20 protein-coding genes are annotated in these 22088 nt (G+C 65.9%); 11 read left to right on the forward strand and 9 right to left on the reverse strand.

Annotation, left to right across the window (positions count from 1 at the left end):
• Positions 1-233: 233 nt before the first annotated feature.
• Entirely contained in the window at positions 234-1256 is a 1023-nt protein-coding gene (locus ABFK29_RS00290) for an aspartate-semialdehyde dehydrogenase (protein WP_005863576.1), read from the reverse strand.
• 300 nt (positions 1257-1556) lie between these two features.
• Here ABFK29_RS00290 and ABFK29_RS00295 point away from each other — a divergent pair, with 300 nt between their 5' ends.
• Positions 1557-3395, forward strand: coding sequence for a polysaccharide biosynthesis protein (locus tag ABFK29_RS00295; protein WP_005863578.1), 1839 nt, complete (start codon positions 1557-1559; stop codon positions 3393-3395).
• Between the two features lie 85 nt (positions 3396-3480).
• On the opposite strand, the gene ABFK29_RS00300 is transcribed toward ABFK29_RS00295, so the two are convergent.
• Complete coding sequence (locus ABFK29_RS00300; protein ID WP_005863580.1) at positions 3481-4323, reverse strand: TIGR00730 family Rossman fold protein; 843 nt, start codon at positions 4321-4323, stop codon at positions 3481-3483.
• Between the two features lie 112 nt (positions 4324-4435).
• Here ABFK29_RS00300 and ABFK29_RS00305 point away from each other — a divergent pair, with 112 nt between their 5' ends.
• From ABFK29_RS00305 to ABFK29_RS00315, 3 genes are all read left to right on the forward strand, one after another.
• On the forward strand, positions 4436-5353 hold the full coding sequence (locus ABFK29_RS00305) for a threonine/serine dehydratase (protein ID WP_005863582.1): 918 nt from the start codon (positions 4436-4438) through the stop codon (positions 5351-5353).
• Between the two features lie 86 nt (positions 5354-5439).
• The gene (gene dapD, locus ABFK29_RS00310) at positions 5440-6267 is read left to right on the forward strand and encodes a 2,3,4,5-tetrahydropyridine-2,6-dicarboxylate N-succinyltransferase (protein ID WP_005863584.1); all 828 of its coding nucleotides are present in this window, start codon (positions 5440-5442) and stop codon (positions 6265-6267) included.
• A 132-nt stretch (positions 6268-6399) separates the two neighbouring features.
• The gene (locus tag ABFK29_RS00315) at positions 6400-6723 is read left to right on the forward strand and encodes a hypothetical protein (protein WP_005863586.1); all 324 of its coding nucleotides are present in this window, start codon (positions 6400-6402) and stop codon (positions 6721-6723) included.
• Positions 6724-6753: 30 nt separating this feature from the next.
• On the opposite strand, the gene ABFK29_RS00320 is transcribed toward ABFK29_RS00315, so the two are convergent.
• Positions 6754-7827: a Hint domain-containing protein gene (locus ABFK29_RS00320; protein WP_005863588.1), complete on the reverse strand. Its 1074-nt coding sequence runs from the start codon at positions 7825-7827 to the stop codon at positions 6754-6756.
• Between the two features lie 369 nt (positions 7828-8196).
• On the opposite strand from ABFK29_RS00320, the gene dapE reads away from it, so the two are divergent.
• The 4 genes from dapE (at position 8197) to rnr (ending at position 12751) form a co-directional block, all read left to right on the forward strand.
• Positions 8197-9336, forward strand: a complete 1140-nt coding sequence (gene dapE / locus ABFK29_RS00325; protein ID WP_005863590.1) for a succinyl-diaminopimelate desuccinylase — start codon at positions 8197-8199, stop codon at positions 9334-9336.
• Positions 9333-9755: a GNAT family N-acetyltransferase gene (locus ABFK29_RS00330; protein ID WP_005863592.1), complete on the forward strand. Its 423-nt coding sequence runs from the start codon at positions 9333-9335 to the stop codon at positions 9753-9755. The genes dapE and ABFK29_RS00330 overlap by 4 nt, the downstream gene beginning before the upstream one ends.
• A gap of 47 nt (positions 9756-9802) precedes the next feature.
• Positions 9803-10369, forward strand: a complete 567-nt coding sequence (locus tag ABFK29_RS00335) for a TIGR04282 family arsenosugar biosynthesis glycosyltransferase (protein ID WP_005863594.1) — start codon at positions 9803-9805, stop codon at positions 10367-10369.
• Positions 10370-10465: 96 nt separating this feature from the next.
• On the forward strand, positions 10466-12751 hold the full coding sequence (gene rnr / locus ABFK29_RS00340) for a ribonuclease R (protein ID WP_005863596.1): 2286 nt from the start codon (positions 10466-10468) through the stop codon (positions 12749-12751).
• Here rnr and ABFK29_RS00345 read toward each other — a convergent pair.
• On the reverse strand, positions 12732-13460 hold the full coding sequence (locus tag ABFK29_RS00345; protein WP_005863598.1) for a glutathione S-transferase family protein: 729 nt from the start codon (positions 13458-13460) through the stop codon (positions 12732-12734). The genes rnr and ABFK29_RS00345 overlap by 20 nt on opposite strands.
• 87 nt (positions 13461-13547) lie before the next feature.
• Here ABFK29_RS00345 and ABFK29_RS00350 point away from each other — a divergent pair, with 87 nt between their 5' ends.
• On the forward strand, positions 13548-14306 hold the full coding sequence (locus tag ABFK29_RS00350) for a helix-turn-helix transcriptional regulator (RefSeq protein WP_005863600.1): 759 nt from the start codon (positions 13548-13550) through the stop codon (positions 14304-14306).
• An 8-nt stretch (positions 14307-14314) separates the two neighbouring features.
• On the forward strand, positions 14315-15715 hold the full coding sequence (locus ABFK29_RS00355) for a lytic murein transglycosylase (protein WP_005863603.1): 1401 nt from the start codon (positions 14315-14317) through the stop codon (positions 15713-15715).
• Between the two features lie 39 nt (positions 15716-15754).
• Here the strand turns inward: ABFK29_RS00355 and ABFK29_RS00360 are convergent, their stop codons facing one another.
• The 5 genes from ABFK29_RS00360 to gpmI all read right to left on the reverse strand — a co-directional run bounded on the left by ABFK29_RS00360 (position 15755) and on the right by gpmI (position 20805).
• Positions 15755-16240, reverse strand: coding sequence for a hypothetical protein (locus tag ABFK29_RS00360; RefSeq protein WP_005863605.1), 486 nt, complete (start codon positions 16238-16240; stop codon positions 15755-15757).
• The gene (locus tag ABFK29_RS00365) at positions 16240-16734 is read right to left on the reverse strand and encodes an RNA pyrophosphohydrolase (RefSeq protein ID WP_040605176.1); all 495 of its coding nucleotides are present in this window, start codon (positions 16732-16734) and stop codon (positions 16240-16242) included. Before ABFK29_RS00365 ends, ABFK29_RS00360 begins: the two co-directional genes overlap by 1 nt.
• A 67-nt stretch (positions 16735-16801) precedes the next feature.
• On the reverse strand, positions 16802-18142 hold the full coding sequence (locus ABFK29_RS00370) for a S41 family peptidase (RefSeq protein WP_005863608.1): 1341 nt from the start codon (positions 18140-18142) through the stop codon (positions 16802-16804).
• Between the two features lie 3 nt (positions 18143-18145).
• Positions 18146-19255, reverse strand: coding sequence for a murein hydrolase activator EnvC family protein (locus ABFK29_RS00375; RefSeq protein ID WP_005863611.1), 1110 nt, complete (start codon positions 19253-19255; stop codon positions 18146-18148).
• Positions 19252-20805: a 2,3-bisphosphoglycerate-independent phosphoglycerate mutase gene (gpmI, locus tag ABFK29_RS00380; RefSeq protein WP_005863613.1), complete on the reverse strand. Its 1554-nt coding sequence runs from the start codon at positions 20803-20805 to the stop codon at positions 19252-19254. The genes ABFK29_RS00375 and gpmI overlap by 4 nt, the downstream gene beginning before the upstream one ends.
• A gap of 360 nt (positions 20806-21165) precedes the next feature.
• Between gpmI and ABFK29_RS00385 the strand changes: the two genes are divergently transcribed.
• Positions 21166-21900 (forward strand): MipA/OmpV family protein, encoded by a 735-nt coding sequence (locus ABFK29_RS00385; protein WP_005863615.1) that lies wholly within the window; start codon positions 21166-21168, stop codon positions 21898-21900.
• The last annotated feature ends 188 nt before the right edge of the window (positions 21901-22088 follow it).

The following is a 22088-nucleotide window of genomic DNA, read 5'->3' on the forward strand; positions in this document are numbered from 1 at the left end:
GAGAAGTATATCCCGGCAGACGAACCCTGACCATCGCGGGAGAGACTAGCCGTCACTGCGTCCGCGTAGAACTTCGATACAATTGGACAGGAATGGTGACGCAGGCGCATCCGCACGTTGCAGTGCCTTGCGATCGGTTAAGCCTGCCCGCCAGCCAATGGCCGCGGCATACGAAAACGGCGCGCGACCAGGTCAGTCGCGCGCCGTCGATTGTCTGCCGATTCGGAAGGGTATCAGCCCTTCTTCAGCGCCCGCTGGCCCAGAACCTCGGCGATCTGGACGGCATTCAGCGCCGCGCCCTTCCGCAGGTTGTCTGACACGCACCAGAGGTTAAGACCGTTGTCGATGGTCGAATCCTGCCGGATGCGGGAGATAAAGGTGGCGAAGTCGCCCACACATTCCTTCGGCGTGACGTAACCACCGTCCTCGCGCTTGTCGATCACCATGATGCCGGGCGCCTCGCGCAGGATGTCGCGCGCTTCGTCCTCGTCGAGGAACTCCTCGAACTCGATGTTGATCGCCTCGGCGTGTCCGACGAACACCGGCACACGCACACAGGTCGCGGTGAGCTTGATGCTCGGATCGACGATTTTCTTCGTCTCGACGACCATCTTCCACTCTTCCTTGGTGGAGCCGTCTTCCATGAAGACATCGATGTGCGGGATCACGTTGAAGGCGATCTCCTTCGGGTACTTCTTCGGCGGCACCTCGGACACCGGGTTGTAGACCGCCTTGGTCTGATCCCACAGCTCGTCCATGCCTTCCTTGCCCGAGCCGGAGACCGACTGGTAGGTCGACACCACGACGCGCTTGATCTTCGCACGGTCATGCAGCGGCTTCAGCGCCACGACCATCTGTGCGGTCGAACAGTTCGGGTTCGCGATGATGTTCTTCTTGGAATAGCCCATCACGGCATCGGCGTTCACTTCCGGCACGATCAGCGGCACGTCCGGGTCGTAGCGGTAGAGCGACGAGTTGTCGATCACCACGCAGCCCGCTTTGGCGGCCTTCGGTGCGAATTCCTTCGTCGGACCGGAGCCCACGGCGAACAGGGCGATGTCCCAACCGGTGAAGTCGAAAGTCGCGAGGTCCTGGGTCTTGAGTGTCTTGTCGCCAAAGCTGACTTCGGTCCCGAGCGACCGGCGCGAAGCCAGCACGGCGATCTCATCGACGGGGAATTCCCGTTCGGCGAGGATGTTCAGCATTTCGCGGCCCACGTTGCCCGTGGCGCCCGCGACGACGATGCGGTAACCCATTTGGCCCTCCTTAAAGGTCAGGGTCGCGCCGGACCCCTGCCCCGCGCGACTGGCGCGCTGCATATAGCAGGTCGCACATAGGTGAAAGGCTGTATCTCAGACCTTTCCCGGAACGGGACGACAATGGGTAAAAATCACACCAAAGGCAGCACTTCCGACGACCAAAGGTAGAGCAGGTTAAACCGCCCTTAACCTGAGACATGCTTATCGTCCTGATGTTCCCGATGCGTACACGAAGCACGGACGGGATCTCTGCACGGGGAGAGATAACTGGACATGTTATTCAGGATCGTTACCGGCATGACCCGCCCACAGAAACGGGCCGCCTTCGTCGCCCTGGATGCGCTGGTCATCCTGGTCGCGTTCGGGGTCTCTGTCCTGCTGACCGCCCCGGGCCGGATCGCCATGATGGACGCGGCTCCGGTGGCGCTGGTTCTCGTGACAAGCGGCATCATCCTCGGGTGGATCCTTGGCCTGACGCGCATGAAACTGGATGCGTTCGAGATGCGCGGCCCCGGGCGGACGGCGGCGTACGCGGCCGGTCTCGGCCTCCTTAGCTTCACTGTGGCCCCCAATACGCTGCCGGCGCTCCCGGTCGGGGCGCATGTGGACTTCACGCTCCTTGTACTTGTGCTGTCCGTTGGCTGGCGGATCGCACTCCGGTACGCGATCCGCCAGGTCTATCTGCACGGCGCGGATTCCGTTCGGGTCCTGATTTACGGCGCAGGCGCGACGGGTCAGCAACTGGTGGCCGCGCTCAGGCACCATGACGCCATCCGCCCGGTTGCCTTCATCGACGACAACCCGACCCTTCAAAGCCAGGTGATCGCCGGACTGCGTGTCCATGCGGCCTCTAGCATCCCGAAACTCGTGGCAGAGAAACGGGTCAGTCGCGTCGTGCTTGCCATGCCCTCCATGAGCCAGCCCGCCATGGCACGCATCCGCCTCCAGCTTCGCAACATCGGTTGCGAGGCACATGCCCTGCCGTCCTTTGCGGCACTGGTCGGCGAAAACGCCCTGCGGGCGGAGGCGGGGCCGGTCTGCATCCAGAAACTCCTGGGGCGCAACCGGCTTGAAAAGGAGCTGCCGGGCGTTATCGACGCCTACGCCGGCCGCCGCATTCTCATCAGCGGTGCGGGCGGGTCCATCGGCGCCGAACTGTGTCGTCAATTGGCGGCCTGTGACCCGGAATGCGTGGTGCTGGTCGATCACTCGGAGCTGGCTCTCTACACCATTCACAAAGAACTGCGCGATCTCGCGCCGGAGATGACCGTCGTACCACTGCTGCAATCCGTGCTTAACGAGCGCGCTATGCTGAACGCCATGTTGACCCACCGGATCGATGTGGTGCTGCACGCGGCGGCCTACAAACACCTCCCGCTGGTCGAGGACAATGTCATCGCAGGTCTGGAAAACAACGTCCTGGGCACGAAGGCGCTGGCCGACGCCGCGCGGCAGGCGGGGGTGGATCGCTTTATCCTCGTCTCCAGCGACAAGGCGGTACGCCCGACGAACGTCATGGGCGCGTCCAAGCGGCTGGCGGAACTGACGGTGCAGGATCTTGCATCGCGTCCGTCGCGCACCCGCTTCGCCATGGTGCGCTTCGGAAACGTGCTCGGCTCAAGCGGTTCTGTCATCCCCCTGTTCGAAGAGCAGATCGCCCGCGGTGGCCCGGTCACGCTGACCGACCTGAACGTCACCCGCTACTTCATGACCATATCGGAGGCCGCACGCCTGGTGCTCCTGACGGGTTCCTTCGCGCGGGGTGGCGACGTCTTCGTGCTGGACATGGGCGCGCCGGTGCCGATCCGGAAGATCGCCGAACAGATGATCGAGGGGGCGGGCCACACCGTACGGACGGAGGACGCTCCGGATGGCGATATCGAAATCCGGGTTACCGGGCTCCGCCGCGGCGAGAAGCTGCACGAGGAACTGCTGATCTCGTCCGACATGCTGACCACGCCGCACCCCAAGATCCTGCGCGCGCAGGAGGTGTGCCTGTCGGAGTTCGAAGTGGCCAACGCCCTGCGCGACCTGCGTCAGGCGATCGACACCCTGGACGAGGACGCCGCCCGCGCTGTCATCGCCAGGTGGGTCGAAAGCGCAGATGCCGGGCGCATCGCCAAGCAGAGCGTGTAGAACGCCGTCAGCCGAAGGGGCTTACGCGCAACGACATGCAAGGGTGTTACTGGCTCACGACGGCGCGGCCCTGCGCGCCCATGTTTCAGCGACCGGGAATTTGCCCTCGGCGGCCCTTGGGCGTCCAGGCGTCGATGATGTCCACCGCCTCTTCTGCCGTTTCGACAAAACGGAACAGGTCCAGGTCTTCGGCAGAGATGGTTCCGGCATCGGCCAGTGCCTGCCAGTTGATGATCTTTTCCCAGAAGGCCCGCCCGAACAGAAGGAAAGGCACCGGCGTCATGCGCCCGGTCTGGATCAAGGTCAGCGCCTCGAACAACTCGTCCAACGTCCCGAACCCGCCCGGAAAGACGCAGACCGCCCGTGCGCGCATCAGGAAGTGCATCTTCCGGATCGCGAAGTAGTGGAAATTGAAGGCGAGATCCGGCGTCACGTATGTGTTGGGCGCCTGCTCGAACGGCAGAACGATGTTCAGCCCGATGGACACGCCGCCCTCATCCGAAGCTCCTCGGTTCCCGGCCTCCATCACACCCGGCCCGCCACCCGTGGCCACGACCCACTCGCGGTTGCCGGTTGCCAGCGCCTTCCTCGTCATCAGTTGGGCAAAGCTGCGCGCCTCGTCGTAGAAATGCGACAGCTCCGCCAGCGTCTGCGTCCGGGCCGTGTCCTTCTCGGACGGGGCGGGGATGCGTGCGCCGCCGAACAGCACCACGGTCGAGTCGATCCGATGCTCGTCCATCAGCATCTCGTACTTCAGCAGTTCAAGCTGAAGCCGGACGGGGCGCAGTTCGTCCTTCGCCAGAAAGTCCTCGTCGGCAAAGGCCAGCCGGTAGCTGGGCGATGTCGATTGCGGCGTCTGCGGGACGTGGCGGGCGGCGTCCATATCGGAGCCCGCATCGCGGAGCGAACTGCGTCGGTCGTCGGTCATGCGCTTTGCTCTCCTTGATACCGGCGCCCCTGGCAGGGCGGCGACGGTCCGTGTTGTGCCTTTCCGTCCAGACCTATAGCGTCCGCCCGGAAAGAACCAGACGAGGTGAGCCATGGAGTGGCGCAGGGAAATCGAAGCCGCCGCAAGCCGCATCGCGGGCCATGTCGTCAGGACACCCGTGATCGAGACCGGCGCGCTTTGGTCGCGACCCATCGCGGTCAAGCTGGAGCAGATGCAGCACACCGGCAGCTTCAAGGCGCGCGGCGCGTTCAACACCCTCTCTGCCGTCGAGGTCCCCAAGGCGGGTGTGGTCGCGGCATCGGGAGGCAACCATGGCGCGGCGGTGGCCTACGCGGCGCAACGCCTTGGCCATGCTGCGCGCATCTTCGTGCCCGAGATGGCCGGCCCCTCGAAGATCGGCCTGATCGAACGCACCGGCGCGGATCTGACGGTGGTGCCCGGCGAATATGCCGATGCGCTGGCGCGGGCCGAGGCCTATCGCACCCAGACCGGCGCGATGTCCGTTCACGCCTACGACGCGCCGCTGACCGTTGCGGGCCAAGGCACCCTGATGCGCGAATGGGAGGCGCAGGGCCTGAGCGCCGACACGGTGCTGATCGCCGTCGGCGGTGGCGGGCTGATCGCCGGTGCGATGGCCTGGCTTCAGGGCGCGAAGCGCATCATCGCGGTGGAGCCTGCCTCCTGCAATGCCTTGGGCGCCGCGCTCCGGGAGGGTGGCCCGACGGATGTGCCGGTTTCCGGCGTCGCCGCAAATGCCCTCGGCGCGCGCCGGATCGGCGAGATCTGCTATGGCCTGGCGGAGGCGCAGGGCATCCTGTCCGTCACGGTCAGCGACGAGGCGATCACCGAAGCGCAGACCGCCCTCTGGCAGGCGCACCGGCTGCTGGTCGAACCCGCCGGCGCCTGCGCACTGGCTGCTCTCAGGTCCGGCGCCTTCGTGCCTGCCGAGAACGAACGCGTGGCCGTGCTGTTGTGCGGCGGTAACATCTCTCCCGATCCGTTGGGGTGACGCGCCGCACTGGGCTGTTTGCCTGTGTGGATTGCCGCCCCGTCACATCGCAGCTATAGGGGCGCAAACCCGCGAGGAGATCACACATGTCGAACGCACAGCTCGAAACCGCCATCGAAGCCGCCTGGGAAAACCGGGCCGATATCACGCCCATGACCGGCGGCGAGACCCGCGAAGCCATCGAGGACACGCTGAACGCGCTCGACAGCGGCAGGCTGCGGGTGGCCGAAAAACAGGCGGACATGTCCTGGCATGTGAACCAGTGGGCCAAGAAGGCGGTGCTGCTCGGCTTCCGCATCAAGGACATGGAAAGCCACGACAACGGTCCGCAGGGCGGCGGCTGGTGGGACAAGGTCGACAGCAAGTTCAAGGGCTGGGGCGACAACCAGTGGAAAGCTGCAGGCTTCCGCGCCGTGCCGAACTGCGTGGTCCGCAAGTCGGCGTACATTGCGCCGGGTGTGGTGCTGATGCCGTCTTTCGTGAACCTGGGCGCCTACGTCGACGAAGGCACCATGGTCGATACCTGGGCCACCGTCGGCTCCTGCGCGCAAATCGGCAAGGGCGTGCACCTGTCCGGCGGCGTGGGCATCGGCGGCGTGCTGGAACCGATGCAGGCGGGGCCGACCATCATCGAGGACAACTGCTTTATCGGCGCCCGCTCCGAAGTCGTCGAGGGCTGCATCGTGCGCGAAGGCTCCGTGCTTGGAATGGGCGTCTTCATCGGCCAGTCGACCAAGATCGTCGACCGCGAGACCGGCGAAGTGATGTATGGCGAAGTGCCGCCCTACTCCGTCGTCGTGGCCGGGTCCATGCCGTCGAAGAACGGGATCAACCTCTATTGTGCGGTGATCGTGAAGCGGGTGGATGCGCAGACCCGTTCCAAGACCGGGATCAACGAGCTGCTGCGCGACTGACGCCAGCGCCCACCCCGGGTCTGAAAATCCGGCGCGGTGTCCCCTGCGGCACCGCGCCTTTTTTATGTGTGTCCGTGACCGCGGCGTGGCGCAGCGCTTGACAAAACGGCCCCGTCGTCTCATCCGCGCAGCATGAGCAAGTCACCACGCACCCAACAGGTCTTCACGCTTCTGGTAGAGGTCGGCCGCAAATCCGGCGACGGTTTGCCCGACAAGGCCACCGGCGCCGCTTTGATGTGCTACGCTTCGGGCGTGGACGAGGCTGAGGCCGTGCGCGAAACCGTGGCGATCCTCAAGCAGGCGGACATGGCCCCCCTTGACGTGACCGGCTACGGCACCCGCGAAGAGCGCGAGGCGCAGGGCCACGAGATCGAAGCCGACGAAGCCGAGCTGATGCAGCGCGCGCTGGAGGAAAACGCCGTCATCGTGGCGCAGGTTTCGCCTTTCTTCGACTGACAGCCGACTTGCAGCCGAATTGCCAGGGGATCAGGCCGCGCGTGCCTCGGCAAGTGTGATCGCCTCGAACGAGCGCAGGACCTTCAGGCCGGCACGGGCGTGCTCCGGCAACAGGTTCGCCGGAACGTCGGCCAGCAGCGACCGGGCCAGGTGGTCCCGCCGACGCCTCAGGCGCCCGACATAGAGCGTCTCGACCTCTGCACCGGCGGATATCACCGGTTCGTGGCCAGGGAGCAGAAGCTGGTGATAGTTGACCATCTGAACCGCCGGTTCGGTCACCGCAGCGAAACCGTTCACAAGCGCAATGGCCGGGATCAGCACCGCTTCACGGCCGAAGAGGTATTCCACCTCCGACCCGCCGATCACCAGGCGCTGGTAGGGCGCGACCACCAGATCCCGTTGCAGACCGAAATACGGCGCGCGCAGCCGGACCGGCTGGAACATCCCGAGCGCGGGGACTCTGCGCGACAGGCGGGCCAGCACCGGGACGATGCCTTTGTCGCGGGTCACCACGGTATCGCCACACTCCAGCGCGCTGACCGGCCGGTAACCGGTGGGCGTCAGGACCGGCGTCTGGCCCACAAGCGATGGCATCGGCCCCACCGGCTCGATCTTGTCCGACACGGCGAAGAACAGGACGTCCTCATCCATCTCGACCAGCTGCGGGCGACGGACCAGCGTGTAAACGTCCTCCAGCAGCATCGGCGGTGGCGGCGGGGTTGCGCGCTGGACCACGATGTCGGTCTCGGGCTGTTCAAGGCTGATGCGCCCGGTCCGCGCCTCACTGTCCCAACAGAAAGTCACGCGCAGCACATCGTGGCGGGCGTCGGAACTGTGCTGAAGGACTGTGTGGAATACCTCTTCGCCCTGGCTCATCACCAGCACGATCCCCCCGCCGGGCACCGCGCGCACCGAGAACGATCCATGCCACGGGTGCGCGCGTTCATAGGACAGCAGGGTCTGAGGACGATCCTCCGGCGATATGCGCGTCTCGATCAGGATGGACCCGCGCGGCATGAGGATGTTGCGGCTCGCGGCGGTGTGTCCAAAGCGCTCGGGACAGACCCACGCCCGCCCCTGTCCGGAAACGGCGATCCAGCTCATGCAGCCCCGCCCCGCCTTGCAGTGCAACGCGTGCAGGCAAAAACACCCGGCGCCCGCCTGCGACACCGCGCGTGGACATCACTGATGACCGGTCCCCCTGAGTGAACTGCCATGCCTGCCTCGATCTCTGGCGGACGGGCCTGTCGTGGGAACCGCTCGGACCGGGGCCCGGAGGAAACGGGAAACAGCGCGCCTGCCATAGCTTTTTGTCTCTTTTTTGGAAACTTATCACGGCGAGTGCGATGGCGAGAACCTATTCTTGCTGTCAGGTTCAGCGGGGGCGGCGCAGGCTGATGCAAACGCGCCACATTTGCCAAGCTGCGAACGGCACGCTAGCCAAGTGCCGATACCGAAACGAGGACCCCAGCCATGACCGATCCCGTCGACCTGACCGCCCGCCTTGTCCGCTGTCCATCGGTCACACCCGAGGAGGGCGGCGCTCTGGTCCTGTTGCAGGACATGCTCTCGGACGCGGGCTTTGAGTGCACACGCGTGGACCGCGGCGGGATCTCCAACCTTTTTGCACGGTGGGGCGCGAAGGGCGCCGCGAAGACCTTCGGCTTCAACGGACACACCGACGTGGTCCCGATCGGGCGGAGGGAGGACTGGCAACACGATCCCTTTGGCGCCGAGATCGACGGCGGCATGATGTACGGGCGCGGCACGACGGACATGAAGTCCGGTGTTGCGGCCTTTGCGGCGGCCGCCATGGATTTCGTCACCGCGACACCGCCGGACGGCGCCGTGGTGCTGGCGATCACCGGCGATGAGGAAGGCGACTCCGTCGATGGGACGACCGCCCTTCTCGACTGGATGGAGGCGGAGGGCGAGAAGATGTCGGTCTGTCTCGTCGGCGAACCCACCTGCCCGGATCACATGGGCCAGATGATCAAGATCGGCCGGCGCGGGTCGATGTCGGCGTGGTTCACCGTGGAGGGCAAGCAGGGCCATTCCGCCTATCCGCACCGCGCGCTGAACCCGCTTCCGGCCATGGCGCGGCTGATGGACCGGCTGGCCTCGCACGAGCTGGACAGCGGCACCGACCACTTCGATCCCTCGACGCTGGCGGTCGTGACCATCGACACCGGCAACCCGGCGACCAACGTGATCCCGGCCAAGTGTTCGGCCTGCGTGAACATCCGGTTCAACGACGCGCACAGCGGCGCCTCCCTGTCCGAGTGGTTGCGCGCCCAAGCGGCAGAGGTCGACGCCGCCTTCGGCACGACGACGGACCTGAAGATCAAGATTTCCGGAGAGAGTTTCCTGACCCCACCGGGATACCTGTCGGACCTTGTGGCGAATGCCGTGGAGGCCGAGACAGGCGTGAAGCCGGAGTATTCGACCACCGGCGGCACCTCCGACGCGCGGTTCGTCAAGAACCACTGCCCTGTGGTGGAATTCGGGTTGGTGGGCCAGACCATGCACGCCGTGGACGAGCGCGTCTCGGTCGAGCAGATCGGCCAGTTGAAGGCGATCTACACACGCATCCTGCAGGACTATTTCGCGTGACCCTGACAGTCGAAGAGACCACCGACCTGTCCGAGCCGCACTCGGTCCGGCGGCGCGTCTTCATCGAAGAACAGGGCTTTGCCGAGGCGGAAGAATGGGACGAGCTTGACCCAATCTCGGTGCATCTGGTGGTGCGCGACGGCGGCGCACCGGTCGCTTCCGCGCGGCTGATGCATGACGGCGACACGGGCAAGATCGGGCGGATCTGCGTATTGGTCAACCACCGGGGCCGTGGCCTTGGCGCGGCGCTGGTCAAACATGGCGTCGCGTATTGTCGGAACGCCCAAGGCGTCGCGCGGGTCTACCTGAGCGCGCAGGATCACGCGATCCCGTTCTATGAACGGCTCGGCTTTGCCGCCTACGGCGAGGTGTACCTGGACGGGACCGTCCCGCATCGGGACATGGAACTGCGGTTTTGACGCGGCGCCGGACACGCCCGGGATACCCGCGCCCCACCCTCGTCATCATGGTGAAGGAGCCGCGGCCCGGACGGGTCAAGACACGCCTCGGACGCGAGATCGGCCATGTCGCTGCGGCCTGGTGGTTCCGGCATCAGGCGCGGCGGCTGCTGCGGCGTGTTCAGGATCCGAGGTGGCGGATTGTACTGTCCGTATCTCCTGACCGCGAGGGAATGCTCAGTCGCGTCTGGCCGGGGCATCTTGCGCGCATGCCGCAGGGAACGGGTGACCTCGGGGTGCGCATGGCCCGCGCGCTGCGGTCCTGTGCCGGGCCAGCGTGTCTGATCGGGGCGGACATACCCGCAGTGGACCGCGCCGCCGTGGCGCGGTGCTTTGCGCTGCTGGGACACCACGACGCGGTCTTCGGCCCGGCGCAGGACGGCGGCTTCTGGTTGATCGGGGTGCACCGTCCCGCGCGTCTACCCAAAGGGTTCTTCTGCAATGTGCGCTGGTCGTCGGAACATGCCCTTGCAGACGCCTCCGACACACTGCCCGGCTGGCGGATCGCCCATGGCGACCTGCTGTCGGACGTGGATTGCGCGGCGGACCTCAAGGCACAGGCCCGCCGCGCCTAGTCCCCCGGATCAATTTTCGCCCAAAACAGGCGGGACTCGCCGGCATTTCTCCGTTTCCGGCATGACGGCGTCATGGGTGCGTGCTACCTCCGTGCCATGACAACCTTGCCCACCAAGCAGGAAATCCTCGACTGGATTTCCGAAAACCCGGCCCTCACCGCCAAGCGCGACATCGCGAAGGCCTTCGGCATCAAGGGTGCCGCACGCATCGACCTCAAGCGCCTGCTGAAAGAGCTGGAGTCCGAAGGCCAGCTCGAAAAGCGGAAGAAGACCTATCGCGACCCGGACCGCCTGCCGCCCGTGACCGTCCTTCAGGCCAAGGCGCCCGACGCCAACGGCGACCTGTTCGCGCAGCCGCTGGAATGGCATGGAGAAGGTGTGGAGCCGACCGTGCTGCTGGTGACCCGCCCGGGCGATCCTGCGCTGGGGGAAGGCGACCGTATCCTCGCCCGGTTGCAGGTGGTGCACGAGGCCGACCACAATTACGAAGCCCGGCTGATCCGGCGCATCGGTGCGTCGCCCCGCAAGGTCGTGGGCCTGTTCCGCAAGACCGCCGAGGGCGGTCGCATCTTGCCCATCGACAAGGGCAGCGACAAGGAGTGGATGGTCGCGCCCGACGCAACGGGCGGCGCGAAGGACGGCGAACTGGTAGAGGCGGAACAGGCCGGGCCCAAGGGGCGCATGGGTCTGCCGAAGGCGCGCATCACGCTGCGGCTCGGCGATCCGTCAGAGCCCAAAGCGGTCTCTCTCATCGCCATCCATCAACACGGCATCCCCGACGACTTCCCGCAGGAGGTGCTGGACGAAGCCGACGCGATGAAGCCCGCCGGTCTGTCCGGGCGCGAGGACCTGCGCGACCTGCCGCTTGTCACGATCGACCCCTCCGACGCGCGCGATCACGACGACGCGGTCTATGCCGTGGCCGATGACGATCCGAAAAACGCAGGCGGATTCCTGATCTGGGTGGCCATCGCCGACGTGGCCTATTACGTGCGCCCCGGCTCTGAACTGGACCGGGAGGCGAAGAAGCGCGGCAACTCCTCCTACTTTCCGGACCGCGTGGTGCCGATGCTGCCCGACCGGCTGTCGGGGGATCTATGTTCGCTGCACGAAGGGGTTCCGCGCGCCTGTATCGCGGTGCGCATGAAAATCGACGCCGAGGGCAACAAGCTGGGCCAGACGTTCGTGCGCGGCCTGATGCGCTCGCCCGCGTCGCTGACCTACCAAGAGGTGCAGGCGGCCATAGACGGAGAGCCGAACGAGAAAACCGGCCCGCTTCTGGATGAGGTTCTGAAACCGCTGTACGCCGCCTACGCCGCGCTGAAATCCGCGCGGGAACGACGCCAGCCGCTCGACCTCGACCTCCCGGAACGCAAGGTGATGCTGAGCGAAGAGGGCAAGGTCACATCAGTCGCCTTCACCGACCGGCTGGACGCGCACAAGCTGATCGAGGAGATGATGGTCCTTGCCAACGTCGCCGCCGCTGAGACGCTGAACGCCAAGGACATGCCGCTCCTGTTCCGGGTGCACGAGGAGCCGTCTCAGGACAAGTTGGAGTCGCTGCGCGACACCGCCGAATCCGCCGGGCTGACTCTGGCCAAGGGGCAGGTGCTGAAGACCCGCCACCTGAACCAGCTTCTGCACCAGGCCGCAGGCAAGGACGAGGCGGAGCTGATCAACATGGCGACGCTGCGAAGCATGACGCAGGCGTACTACAGCCCCAAGAACTTCGGGCACTTCGGCCTCGCGCTACAAAACTACGCGCATTTCACGTCGCCCATCCGGCGCTACTCCGACCTGATCGTGCACCGTGCCCTGATCGCCGCGCACAAATGGGGCGACGACGGCCTGACCGCGCAGGAAATCGAGCGGCTGGAACAGACCGCGCAGCACATCTCGGACACGGAGCGGCGCTCGATGATGGCCGAGCGGGATACCAACGACCGCTACCTCGCCGCCTACCTCAGCGACCGTCTGGGGGCCGAGTTCACCGGGCGCTTGTCCGGCATCGCAAAGTTCGGGATATTCGTGAAGCTGGACGAGACCGGCGCCGACGGGCTGGTGCCGATCTCGACCCTTGGCAACGAGTATTTCCACTTCGACCGCGACGCCGGGACCCTGATGGGTGCCGACAGTGGGCGGATCATCGCGCTTGGGATGCGCGCCAAAGTCAAGCTGGTGGAGGCCGCGCCCGTCACCGGCGGCATCGCCTTCGAACTGCTGGAGCTGGACGACGACGCCTACGAGAGCCGGGCGGGCGGGCGGTTCGGACGTGGCGGTGCGCGGCGGGGCCGTTCCGGGCCGTCGCCGCGCCGCAAGCTCGCCAAGGCCAAGGCCCGCGACAAGAAGGTCAAGCGCAAGGTCACGCGGCAGCGGCGGTAGGCGTCCTGAACCGCTCCGGGTATAGCTGCGCACGTCCACGGGTCACGTAGGCCATCAGGCTGCCGCGTTCACGCAGGGCATGTCGCGCGGGCGTGTCGCCGGGCAGCTTGTCCAGCGCCGAAAGGACCGGCAGGGCGGCGGCGTCCACCGCCGAGGGACGGCTGCCGAACAACCATGGCCCCTCGCCCAAACGCTGCTGCAGCACGTCGAGGTCGGCTGCTGCAGCCTGCGCCGCATGCGCGTCCGAGAACTTGCCGATTCCTTGGCTTTGCAACGTCTTCCGAATGCCCTTGCGCGCCAGTCCCGGCACCACGAGACGCAGCGGTCTGGGCATGGCCCCGAAGACGGCAGGCTCCAGCACGGCCCATCCGTCGTCGCGCACCCATCTGTCGTTGACCAGAAACAGGCGGAGATGCTCCTCCACCATGCGGATGATCGCATGGGCCTGCGCGCGCTGCCCCGCATCCAGGCCGGGAAACAGGTCCGCGCCCTGTGTTTCGAGCCATGCGAGGATGAAGTTGCTGTCGGGCACCGGGCCGTCCGGCGTGCGCAGGATCGGCAGTTTGCCGTAGCCGATGGAAGGGGGCATCATCAGCCACTCCGGCTCCCACGCCTGCCCGGAAAGATCCAGCAGGATCATGGCCTTGACGCAGAAGGGGCTCAGGCTTGGCTCACCAAAGCCGGCGGGGAAGGTCATCAGTTTCAGCATCGGGTCACCCGTGTCGGTTGCATGTCTGCTAGACACTAGGGAGGCCTCATGTCAGTTTCTGACAACTGCCCATAGCATTGTTCCGACATGTCCCGCACCCACCGCCTGTTCCAGCTGATGTCCGCCCTGCGCCGCCTGCCGTCGCCGGTGACTGCCGCGCGTCTGGCCGAGGAAACCGGCGTCTCGCCACGCACGCTCTATCGCGACATCGACACGCTGCGCGAACTGGGTGCCGTGATCGACGGCGAAGCGGGATTCGGCTACCGGCTGATCGAAGACGCGCACCTGCCGCCCTTGGGCTTCGACGACGAGGAGTTGGAGGCGTTGATCCTCGGCTTGCGGGAGGTGGCCGCCGTCGCCGACCCGGCGCTGGCGGAGGCGGCGGAATCGGCTTTGGCCAAGCTGCGCGCACGCCTGCCCGAACGGCAGGCCCACCGGCTGCGCCATGCGGTCCTGAACGCCCACAGATTCGCCCCGCCGCCCCGGCCAACCATCGACGCACGCGCGTTGCGCCGCGCTTGCTGGGACGAAGAGCAGGTGTCCTTCGACTACACAGACAAGAACGGAGCCGCGACCCGGCGCGAGGTGAAACCCCTGACCGTCATGTTGTTCGACAACAGCCATTGCCTTCTGGCATGGTGTTGTCTTCGCAGGGATTTTCGTGCCTTCCGGCTGGACCGGATGCTGGATCTGCAAAGGACGGGCCAGTCTTTCCGGCCTGAACGGGTGCCCCTGCTGCGCGACTACAACGACACGTCTGACGCGAGGATTCGCGCATCGTCGGGATGGGACCTTCGCAAATCGCCCGATACGGGTTATGGTTGCGGCAAAAGAAACGAGCGGTAGACAATCAGATGTTCAGGATGGCCTGTATCGGGCTGGGGATTGCAATCCTCGGCACGGGTCCCGTGTACGCGGAGACTCTGCAGACGTCGCTGCGCCCCAAGGCGCGCGGCCCCCTTGTCGTGCGCCACGTCGAAGAGGTGGTCAGCCGGGCCAGCGGCCTGGGTGACAGCCTGCGCGACGACTTGCTGGCGCCCAGACGATCCACGCGCCCGGCCATCCGCCCGGCGGCCCTGAAACCGCGCACCGCGGCCGTGGCCGCAGCCCCCGTCACCGCTGTCAGCGTCAGCCCCGCCAAGGCAGCCGCCTTTGCCCGCTGGGTCGACGGTTTCCGCCCGCGCGCCCTGTCTCAGGGCGTCAGCGCAAGGACCTTCGACGCAGCCTTCCGAGGGGTCACATTCGATCCGAAGGTGGTGGAGCGGGACTCCTCCCAGGCAGAATTCGCCAAGGGCATCTGGGACTACCTCGACAGCGCCGCATCGGACACGCGCGTGAACAACGGTCGGTCCGCACTGGCCCAGCACCGTGCGCTGCTCGACCGGATCGAGGCGCACTACGGTGTCGACAAGGAAGTCGTGCTGGCCGTCTGGGGCATGGAAACCGCCTACGGCAGCTATCGTGGCTCCAACCATATCATCCAGTCCATGGCCAGCCTCGCCTTCGACGGGCGGCGGCGCTCGTTCTTCGAAAGGCAGCTCGTGGCCGCCTTGCAGATCCTCGAACAGGGCGACACGACACCCGACAGGATGACCGGGTCATGGGCCGGAGCGATGGGTCACACGCAGTTCATGCCCACGTCCTTCCAGTCGCTCGCCGTGGATTTCACCGGCGACGGACGCCGCGACATCTGGGGCGACGATCCGTCCGACGCGCTGGCTTCGACCGCCAATTACCTGAAAAAGAACGGCTGGATAGCCGGGCAGCCGTGGGGCGTCGAAGTCGTCCTGCCGCGCGGGTTCGACTATGACCAGACGAACGTGGAGCGCATGCCCTCCTCCTGGGCGCGACTGGGTGTTCTGGGCACCGATGGCAAGCCCGTCCCCGACTACGGCGCGGCGACTGTCCTGCTGCCCGCCGGGCACGAGGGCGCGGCCTTCCTCGTTTTCAAGAACTTCCGCGTCATCAAGCGCTACAACGCGGCTGACGCCTACGCGATGGGTGTGGGCCACCTGGCCGACCGGATCATGGGCGGGCCCAAGTTTCAGGGCTCATGGCCCCGTGACAACCGACCGCTGACCAGCTCCGAACGCAAGGAGCTTCAGACCCGGCTGACACAGGCAGGGTATGACACAAAGGGCGTGGACGGACGCATCGGCCCGATGACGCTGCAGGCGATCCGGGGGTATCAGCGCCGTGCCGGGCTGGTGCCGGACGGCTACGCCTCCATGGAGCTGCTGAAGAAACTGCGCTGACGGAAGGGGCTTCGGCCCCCGCCCCCCTTTGCACGTGGATCAGGGCAGGCCCTGCTCCGTACAAGGGCCGTTTCGGAAGCACGAATTGACCCTGTCGAGGTCCTCACGCGACGGATCGGCGAACAGCCGGGTGCCGCAGGGATCGGCAAAAGCGACATGCCGGTTCGGTTCACGCTTCAGGAAAACGAGGTACTTCCGACCGCTTTTCGGCTGCGCGCACCATGGTCCGTAGCACTGGACGATCAGCGTGACATTGCCCTGGAACGGCTTGGTGAACCCGTCGCGGTCGAGCGTCTTGCCCACCAGCTGCGCCCGCAGAGGCGTTTCCGGCGGAGCGGCGTTGGGATCGTTCTGTGGCGGCTCTGGCAAACGGCTTTCGTCGAAGTCCAACCGCCCCACGGCTGCGCCCCAGCGGTCCGGGGAGGCATCCACCTCCTTGTAGGTGCGCACCACATCCGGTTTCAGGCAGGACAGGGCCTGCGCCTGGGTGGTGCACAGCACAAGTGCCGCCACCAGCCAGCGCATCACAGGCGGCCCCTGAACGCGGCAATGACCTGTTCGTACACGGGCCGCTTGAACGGCACAATCTGGGCCACGACCTCATCGGCGGGCAGCCAGCGCCATTCGGTAAATTCCTGATGTTCGTCCGCATCCAGCCGGATCTGGTCGTCGGTGCCGTGGAACCGCAGCAGGAACCACTTCTGCTCCTGCCCCTTGTAGCGGCCTTTCCAGATGCGCGGGACGATGTCGTGCGGCAGATCGTAGGCGATCCAGCCCTCGGTCTCGGCCTCGACGGTGACAAGGTCGGGCGTCACGCCGGTCTCCTCGGTCAACTCGCGCAGGGCGGCGGCGCGCGGGTCCTCGCCCTTGTCGATACCCCCCTGCGGCATCTGCCATGCGGGCGGCTCGTGCGGCTGCCGGTCGGCACGCTGGCCGACAAAGGCATGGCCGTCCGCGTTCACAAGCATCACGCCGACGTTGCGGCGATAAGGCAGCTTGGCGATGTCTTCGGGCGTCATTTCGGTCTGGATCATAGTCATGGCCTTCATGTGAAAAGGGCGGGACCATGCCCGCCCTTGTTCATCCTCACTGGTCGGTCGGGGCCAGTTTCGACAGGCCCTTCAGGATGTCGATGGCGTAGGCCAGCTGGTAATCCTCCTCGCGGAGCTTGGCGGCTGCCTCTGCCTTGGCGCGGTCATCCTCGATCTGCTGGATCTCTTCCTCCGTCAGGGAGTCGTTGTCGAGACGGCCACGCAGGTCGGCTTCGGAGCGGGAGAAGACGTTGGTTGCCTCTTCCTCCTCCGTTGCGTCGGGCTCACGGCGGGGCTGTTCCACCACGATGTCCGGCGACACGCCCAGTGCCTGGATCGAGCGGCCGGACGGCGTGTAGTAGCGCGCTGTGGTCAGGCGCATTGCACCGTCGCCACGAAGCGGCATGACCGTCTGGACAGAGCCCTTGCCGAAGGACTTCGTGCCCACGACGATGGCGCGGTGGTGGTCCTGCAGGGCGCCGGCGACGATCTCCGACGCGGAGGCTGAACCGCCGTTGATGAGAACCACCAGCGGCTTGCCCTCGGCCAGATCACCCGGAGTGGCGTTGTAACGGTCGCCGTCAGCCGGATCGCGGCCACGGGTCGAAACGATCTCGCCCTTTTCGAGGAAGGCATCAGAGACGCGGATCGCCTGTGTCAGCAGACCGCCGGGGTTGTTGCGCAGGTCGAGGACGACACCGTTGACGTTGTCCATGCCCCCCAGCTCTTCCACCTGCTCCGCCAGACCTTCGGCGAGGTTGGGGTAAGTCTGGTCGTTGAAGGTCGTCACCCGCAGCACCACGGCATCGCTTTCGGTGCGGGCGCGGACGGCTGTGAGCTTGATGGTGTCGCGGATGATCGAGACGTCGAAAGGCTCTTCCTCGCCCTCGCGGACCACGGTGATGACGATCTCGGACCCGACCGGGCCGCGCATCAGGTCCACCGCCTGATCAAGCGTCAGGCCCAGCACGCTTTCGCCATCCACGTGGGTGATGAAGTCCCCGGCCTCGACGCCTGCCTCCATTGCAGGGGTGCCGTCGATGGGAGACACGACCTTCACGAAGCCCTCTTCCTGCGTCACCTCGATGCCGAGGCCGCCGAATTCGCCGCGGGTCTGGACGCGCATGTCGGCGGCGTCGTCGGGTGGCAGGTAGGAGGAGTGCGGGTCGAGCGAGGTCAGCATCCCGTTGATCGCCGCCTCGATCAGCTCGGAGGGTTCGACCTCCTCCACATACTGCGCGCGGATGCGTTCGAAGATGTCTCCAAAGAGGTCGAGCTGCTCATAGACGGTGGCGGATTTGCCTTGTTCCTGCGCCACCAGCGGGCCGACGAATTGCGTCGTCGCGACCACGGAGGCCAAGGTGCCCGCCACTGCGGCCATCACGAATTTCTGCATATCTCATCCCTTGTCGATTGCGAACCACTGCTGTGGATCATTGGGCGCGTCGCCCTCTCTGACCTCTATATAGAGCGTTTCCGAACGCCCGGCGCCAGCCCCTTCACCCGGAGTTGACGCATTTGTGGCCCCACCCATGAGACCGATCGGACTGCCCGCTGGCAGCACCTCTCCTATCTCGCCGTAGACGAGGTCCAACCCGGCGAAAACAAAGAGAATATCGGGTGACGGTTCGAGGATCGTCACCAACCCGTAGTCCAGTAACGGTCCATTGTAGCGGATCGTTGCGGCGGTCGGCGTGGTCACCAGCGCGCCGGGTCGGGTGGCGATCACGATGCCCGGACGGGTCACTCCAGCAGCGTCGGGATCGCCCGCGGCGCGCAGCAGGACCCCCCGCACAGGCAGCGGAAGGGTGCCGCGCAGGTCTTCGATATCGGGCAGCGGCGTGGCCTCTTCTTCGCCTTCCGCGATCTGGCTAAGGCCGGAGGCGAAGCCCTGCAGCGTCTCGGTGGCGGAGATCAGAATGGCCGTCCGCACCGGGTCCTCCGTGAACCGCTTGGGCAGGTCGGTGCGGTCGGCAATGGCCTGACTGAGGTCGGTACGCGCCTCCTGCACACCTTTCAGCCCCTCGGCGAGTGTGTGCGCCGCGTTCTGCTGCAAGTCGCGCAGGGCGGTGACTTCTTCGAGATCGGCGCGCAGGTCGGCGGCCTGCGCCGCCAGACCCGGCGTCACGGCGGCGACCAGCATACCCGACCGGGCGGTTCCCAAAGGCCCCATCGGATGCAAGAGCGCGCCCGGCGACGCCCGCCCTCCCATTGCGGTAAGTACACCCAGAAGCTGGGAAATTTCCTGGTTCTGGGCCTCAAGCTTGCGCTCCAGCTCGGTCTGGCGGATGGCGGCGGCGCGCAGTCCCTCGCGCATAGCGGCCAGCCCGTCCTCGTAGGCGCGGATCGTATCGGTCAGGGCAGAGACCCGGTCCTGCGCGTCCTCGGCCCCGTCGAGCTGCACCGAGGCAGCTTCGAGCGCTTCTGCCGCGCGGCGCGCATCTTCGCCCGCGTCCTGCGCGGCAAGCGGCGTGGCGGCCAGTGTCAGAAGGAGCGCGAGGCGTTTCAACGGATCAGACTTTTTCCTGTCATTTCATCGGGTTGCGGAAGGTCCATCAAAGCCAGCAACGTCGGCGCCACATCGGCAAGCCGCCCGTCCGCCAGGGACGCGCCGTCCGGTCCACCGAACAGGATAACCGGCACCAGGTTCGTCGTATGCGCCGTGTGCGGACCGCCGGTTTCCGGATCGACCATCGTCTCGCAATTGCCGTGATCGGCGATCACCAGCAGCGCGCCGCCGGTTTGTTCCAGCTTCTCAACCACTTGACCAAGGCCATGGTCCACCGCCTCGCAGGCCTTGATGGCCGCGTCCAGATCGCCTGTGTGGCCGACCATATCGGGGTTCGCGTAATTCACGACGATCAGGTCATACCCTTTGCCGATGGCATCAAGGAACTTCTCCGTGACCTCGCCCGCGCTCATTTCCGGCTGCAAGTCGTAGGTCGCGACCTTGGGCGACTTCGGCATGAAGCGGTCTTCGTGCGGCTCCGGAGTTTCCTTGCCGCCGTTCAGGAAAAAGGTCACATGCGGGTACTTTTCCGTCTCGGCGAGCCGGAACTGCGTCTTGTCGTGCTTCGCCACCCATTCGCCCAAAGTGTTAACGATCTCGCGCTTCGGAAAGGCGGTGGTCATGTATTTTTCATGCGCCTCGGAGTATTGGACCATCCCGAGGCAGGCAGACAGCGCGGGCTTCTCACGCGCGAAACCGTCGAAGTCCGGCGCGGCGATGGCGGCGAGGATTTCCCGCGCTCGGTCCGCCCGGAAGTTCAGGAAGAACAGGCCGTCGCCCTCTCCAAACCCTTGATATCCCTCAATGACAGAAGGCTTGATGAACTCGTCGCCCTCGCCCCGCTGGTCATAACCGGCCTTGATCGCGGCCTCTGGCGTGGGGTGCGTGCCGCCGTTCGGGAAGGCGTCGGCGTCGCTGTCTGCGTAGGCGGTCATGGCGCGGTAGGCCGCCTCCACCCGTTCCCAGCGGTTGTCGCGGTCCATGGCGTAGTATCGCCCGATGACCGAGGCAAAGCGCACCGGCCCGGTGTTCTCCTCGGGGATGTCCAGCTCTTTACGAAGGTTAGCGATATATTTGAGCGCGCATTTCGGATCGGTGTCGCGACCGTCCGTCAGGATGTGCAGCCAGACCTCAAGCCCCTGATCCCGCATCATTTTCGCGGCGGCAATCATGTGGCTGACATGGGCGTGCACCCCACCGTCGGACGTCAGGCCCGCCAGGTGCACCTTGCCGCCCGCTTCGTTAACGGCACCGCAGAAATCGAGGATCGCCTTGTTTTCGAAGAAACTTTTGTCCTCGATGGCGAGGTCGATCTGGCCGAGGTCCATGGCCACCACCCGGCCCGCGCCGATGTTGGTGTGCCCCACTTCGGAGTTCCCCATCTGCCCGGTCGGCAGGCCCACGTCCGGACCGTGGGTGATCAGCGTGGCATGCGGACAAGTCGCCATAAGCCTGTCGATTGTCGGGGTTTTCGCCAGCGCGGGGGCGTTGTTCGCCGTCTCTTCGCGCAGGCCCCAGCCGTCGAGAATGGTGAGGATGACGGGTTTCATGATCTGCGCCTCCGGACTGTGCTGCGCTGTCCTGTAGCAGAGCCGGAGCGCGATGTGGAGAGCGCGCAGGTCAATGCAGCGTGCGGAGGCTTAACCCAGCCCGGTTAACGCTTCGTTATGGTGAGTCCCGGCCGGTTCAGGGGGTCGAACCGGCCGGTTGTTAACCATACCTGCCACCCGCGAATCGGGATTTCGGCGCCTCTTGCCGGTTTCGGGCATATTCCTGCCCGGCGGTCGCAAAGGGGTCATCACGACTGCGTGATAGGGACGCGGTCACCGTGCTTTCGTACCGGGACGGCTGGCCCCCGGGTGTCCGCGTGCTAGGCTGCGTCCAAGTGATTTACCCTGGAGACCGATCCGATGACGCTGACCTACCGGCTTTCCGTTCTGGCGCTGGCCGCCTCGGCCCTGCCCGCCGCCGCGCAGGAGCGCGCGCTGACCTTCGAACTGGGCCTTGGCGTGCAGTCCGGCCCGGCCTACGAGGGGTCGGACGAATACGTTGTCGGTCCGGCACTGGGCGCGTCGGTATCCACGTTCCGCCTGCTGGGTCTGAACGTCGACAGGGGCGACGGCATGGGCTTTGGCTTCGGCCCGTCCTTCCGCTACCTCGCGGAACGCAAGGCCTCCGATTATTCCCGCCTGACCGGCATCGACGACGTGGACGCGGCCTTTGAACTGGGTGGCCGGGTGTCCTACCGCTGGCCCACGGTGGAGGTCTGGGGCGCGGTCCGCAAAGGTGTCACCGGGCACGACGGCGTGGTCGGCGACCTCGGCTCGGACGTGATCCACGACTACGGTCAGGGCACGGAGGTCCGCTTCGGCCCGCGCCTGTCGTTTGCCAACGACGAATACATGGACACCTATTTCGCCGTCCCCACCGGCGCGGCGCTGCCAGCCTATTCGGCGGACGGCGGTCTGTACACGGCGGGGCTGGAGTTCACCGTGCGGCACGACTTCTCCGAAGCCTGGGCGGTCGAGGGCGCGCTCGGCTGGAACCGGCTGGTGGGCGACGCGGCCGATTCCCCGGTGGTGCAGGACCGAGACAGCGGATCGGTCAGCGTGAAGGTTATCCGGACGTTCGACTGGCGGTGGTGAGGGGCGCAGTCGTCCCGGCGAACGCGACCGGTAAACACGGCTCTTCCGGGCGCGGTCTGAAAGCCGCCTAGATAGCAAGCTGATCGCCTTGAGCAAGCCGAAGCAATCGCCATGAAGGTGTCGCCGGTGCTGCGGGGCCACCTCCATGGAGGCCCCGCTTGCATGTAAGGAAAGACTTGCCGCAAACC

The organism is Sagittula stellata E-37 (assembly GCF_039724765.1).
GTDB classification, from domain to species: domain Bacteria; phylum Pseudomonadota; class Alphaproteobacteria; order Rhodobacterales; family Rhodobacteraceae; genus Sagittula; species Sagittula stellata.

Excerpts from the sequence above, each read along its gene's own strand:
- dapE (WP_005863590.1), top strand. The coding sequence starts at position 8,197 with ATGACCGATCCCGTCGACCTGACCGCCCGCCTTGTCCGCTGTCCATCG.
- ABFK29_RS00315 (WP_005863586.1), top strand. The coding sequence starts at position 6,400 with ATGAGCAAGTCACCACGCACCCAACAGGTCTTCACGCTTCTGGTAGAG.
- ABFK29_RS00370 (WP_005863608.1), bottom strand. The coding sequence starts at position 18,142 with ATGCAGAAATTCGTGATGGCCGCAGTGGCGGGCACCTTGGCCTCCGTG.
- ABFK29_RS00320 (WP_005863588.1), bottom strand. The coding sequence starts at position 7,827 with ATGAGCTGGATCGCCGTTTCCGGACAGGGGCGGGCGTGGGTCTGTCCC.
- ABFK29_RS00295 (WP_005863578.1), top strand. The coding sequence starts at position 1,557 with ATGACCCGCCCACAGAAACGGGCCGCCTTCGTCGCCCTGGATGCGCTG.
- dapD (WP_005863584.1), top strand. The coding sequence starts at position 5,440 with ATGTCGAACGCACAGCTCGAAACCGCCATCGAAGCCGCCTGGGAAAAC.
- ABFK29_RS00360 (WP_005863605.1), bottom strand. The coding sequence starts at position 16,240 with ATGCGCTGGCTGGTGGCGGCACTTGTGCTGTGCACCACCCAGGCGCAG.
- gpmI (WP_005863613.1), bottom strand. The coding sequence starts at position 20,805 with ATGAAACCCGTCATCCTCACCATTCTCGACGGCTGGGGCCTGCGCGAA.
- ABFK29_RS00300 (WP_005863580.1), bottom strand. The coding sequence starts at position 4,323 with ATGACCGACGACCGACGCAGTTCGCTCCGCGATGCGGGCTCCGATATG.
- ABFK29_RS00335 (WP_005863594.1), top strand. The coding sequence starts at position 9,803 with ATGGTGAAGGAGCCGCGGCCCGGACGGGTCAAGACACGCCTCGGACGC.
- ABFK29_RS00350 (WP_005863600.1), top strand. The coding sequence starts at position 13,548 with ATGTCCCGCACCCACCGCCTGTTCCAGCTGATGTCCGCCCTGCGCCGC.
- ABFK29_RS00305 (WP_005863582.1), top strand. The coding sequence starts at position 4,436 with ATGGAGTGGCGCAGGGAAATCGAAGCCGCCGCAAGCCGCATCGCGGGC.
- ABFK29_RS00355 (WP_005863603.1), top strand. The coding sequence starts at position 14,315 with ATGTTCAGGATGGCCTGTATCGGGCTGGGGATTGCAATCCTCGGCACG.
- ABFK29_RS00290 (WP_005863576.1), bottom strand. The coding sequence starts at position 1,256 with ATGGGTTACCGCATCGTCGTCGCGGGCGCCACGGGCAACGTGGGCCGC.
- ABFK29_RS00365 (WP_040605176.1), bottom strand. The coding sequence starts at position 16,734 with ATGACGCCCGAAGACATCGCCAAGCTGCCTTATCGCCGCAACGTCGGC.
- rnr (WP_005863596.1), top strand. The coding sequence starts at position 10,466 with ATGACAACCTTGCCCACCAAGCAGGAAATCCTCGACTGGATTTCCGAA.
- ABFK29_RS00385 (WP_005863615.1), top strand. The coding sequence starts at position 21,166 with ATGACGCTGACCTACCGGCTTTCCGTTCTGGCGCTGGCCGCCTCGGCC.
- ABFK29_RS00345 (WP_005863598.1), bottom strand. The coding sequence starts at position 13,460 with ATGCTGAAACTGATGACCTTCCCCGCCGGCTTTGGTGAGCCAAGCCTG.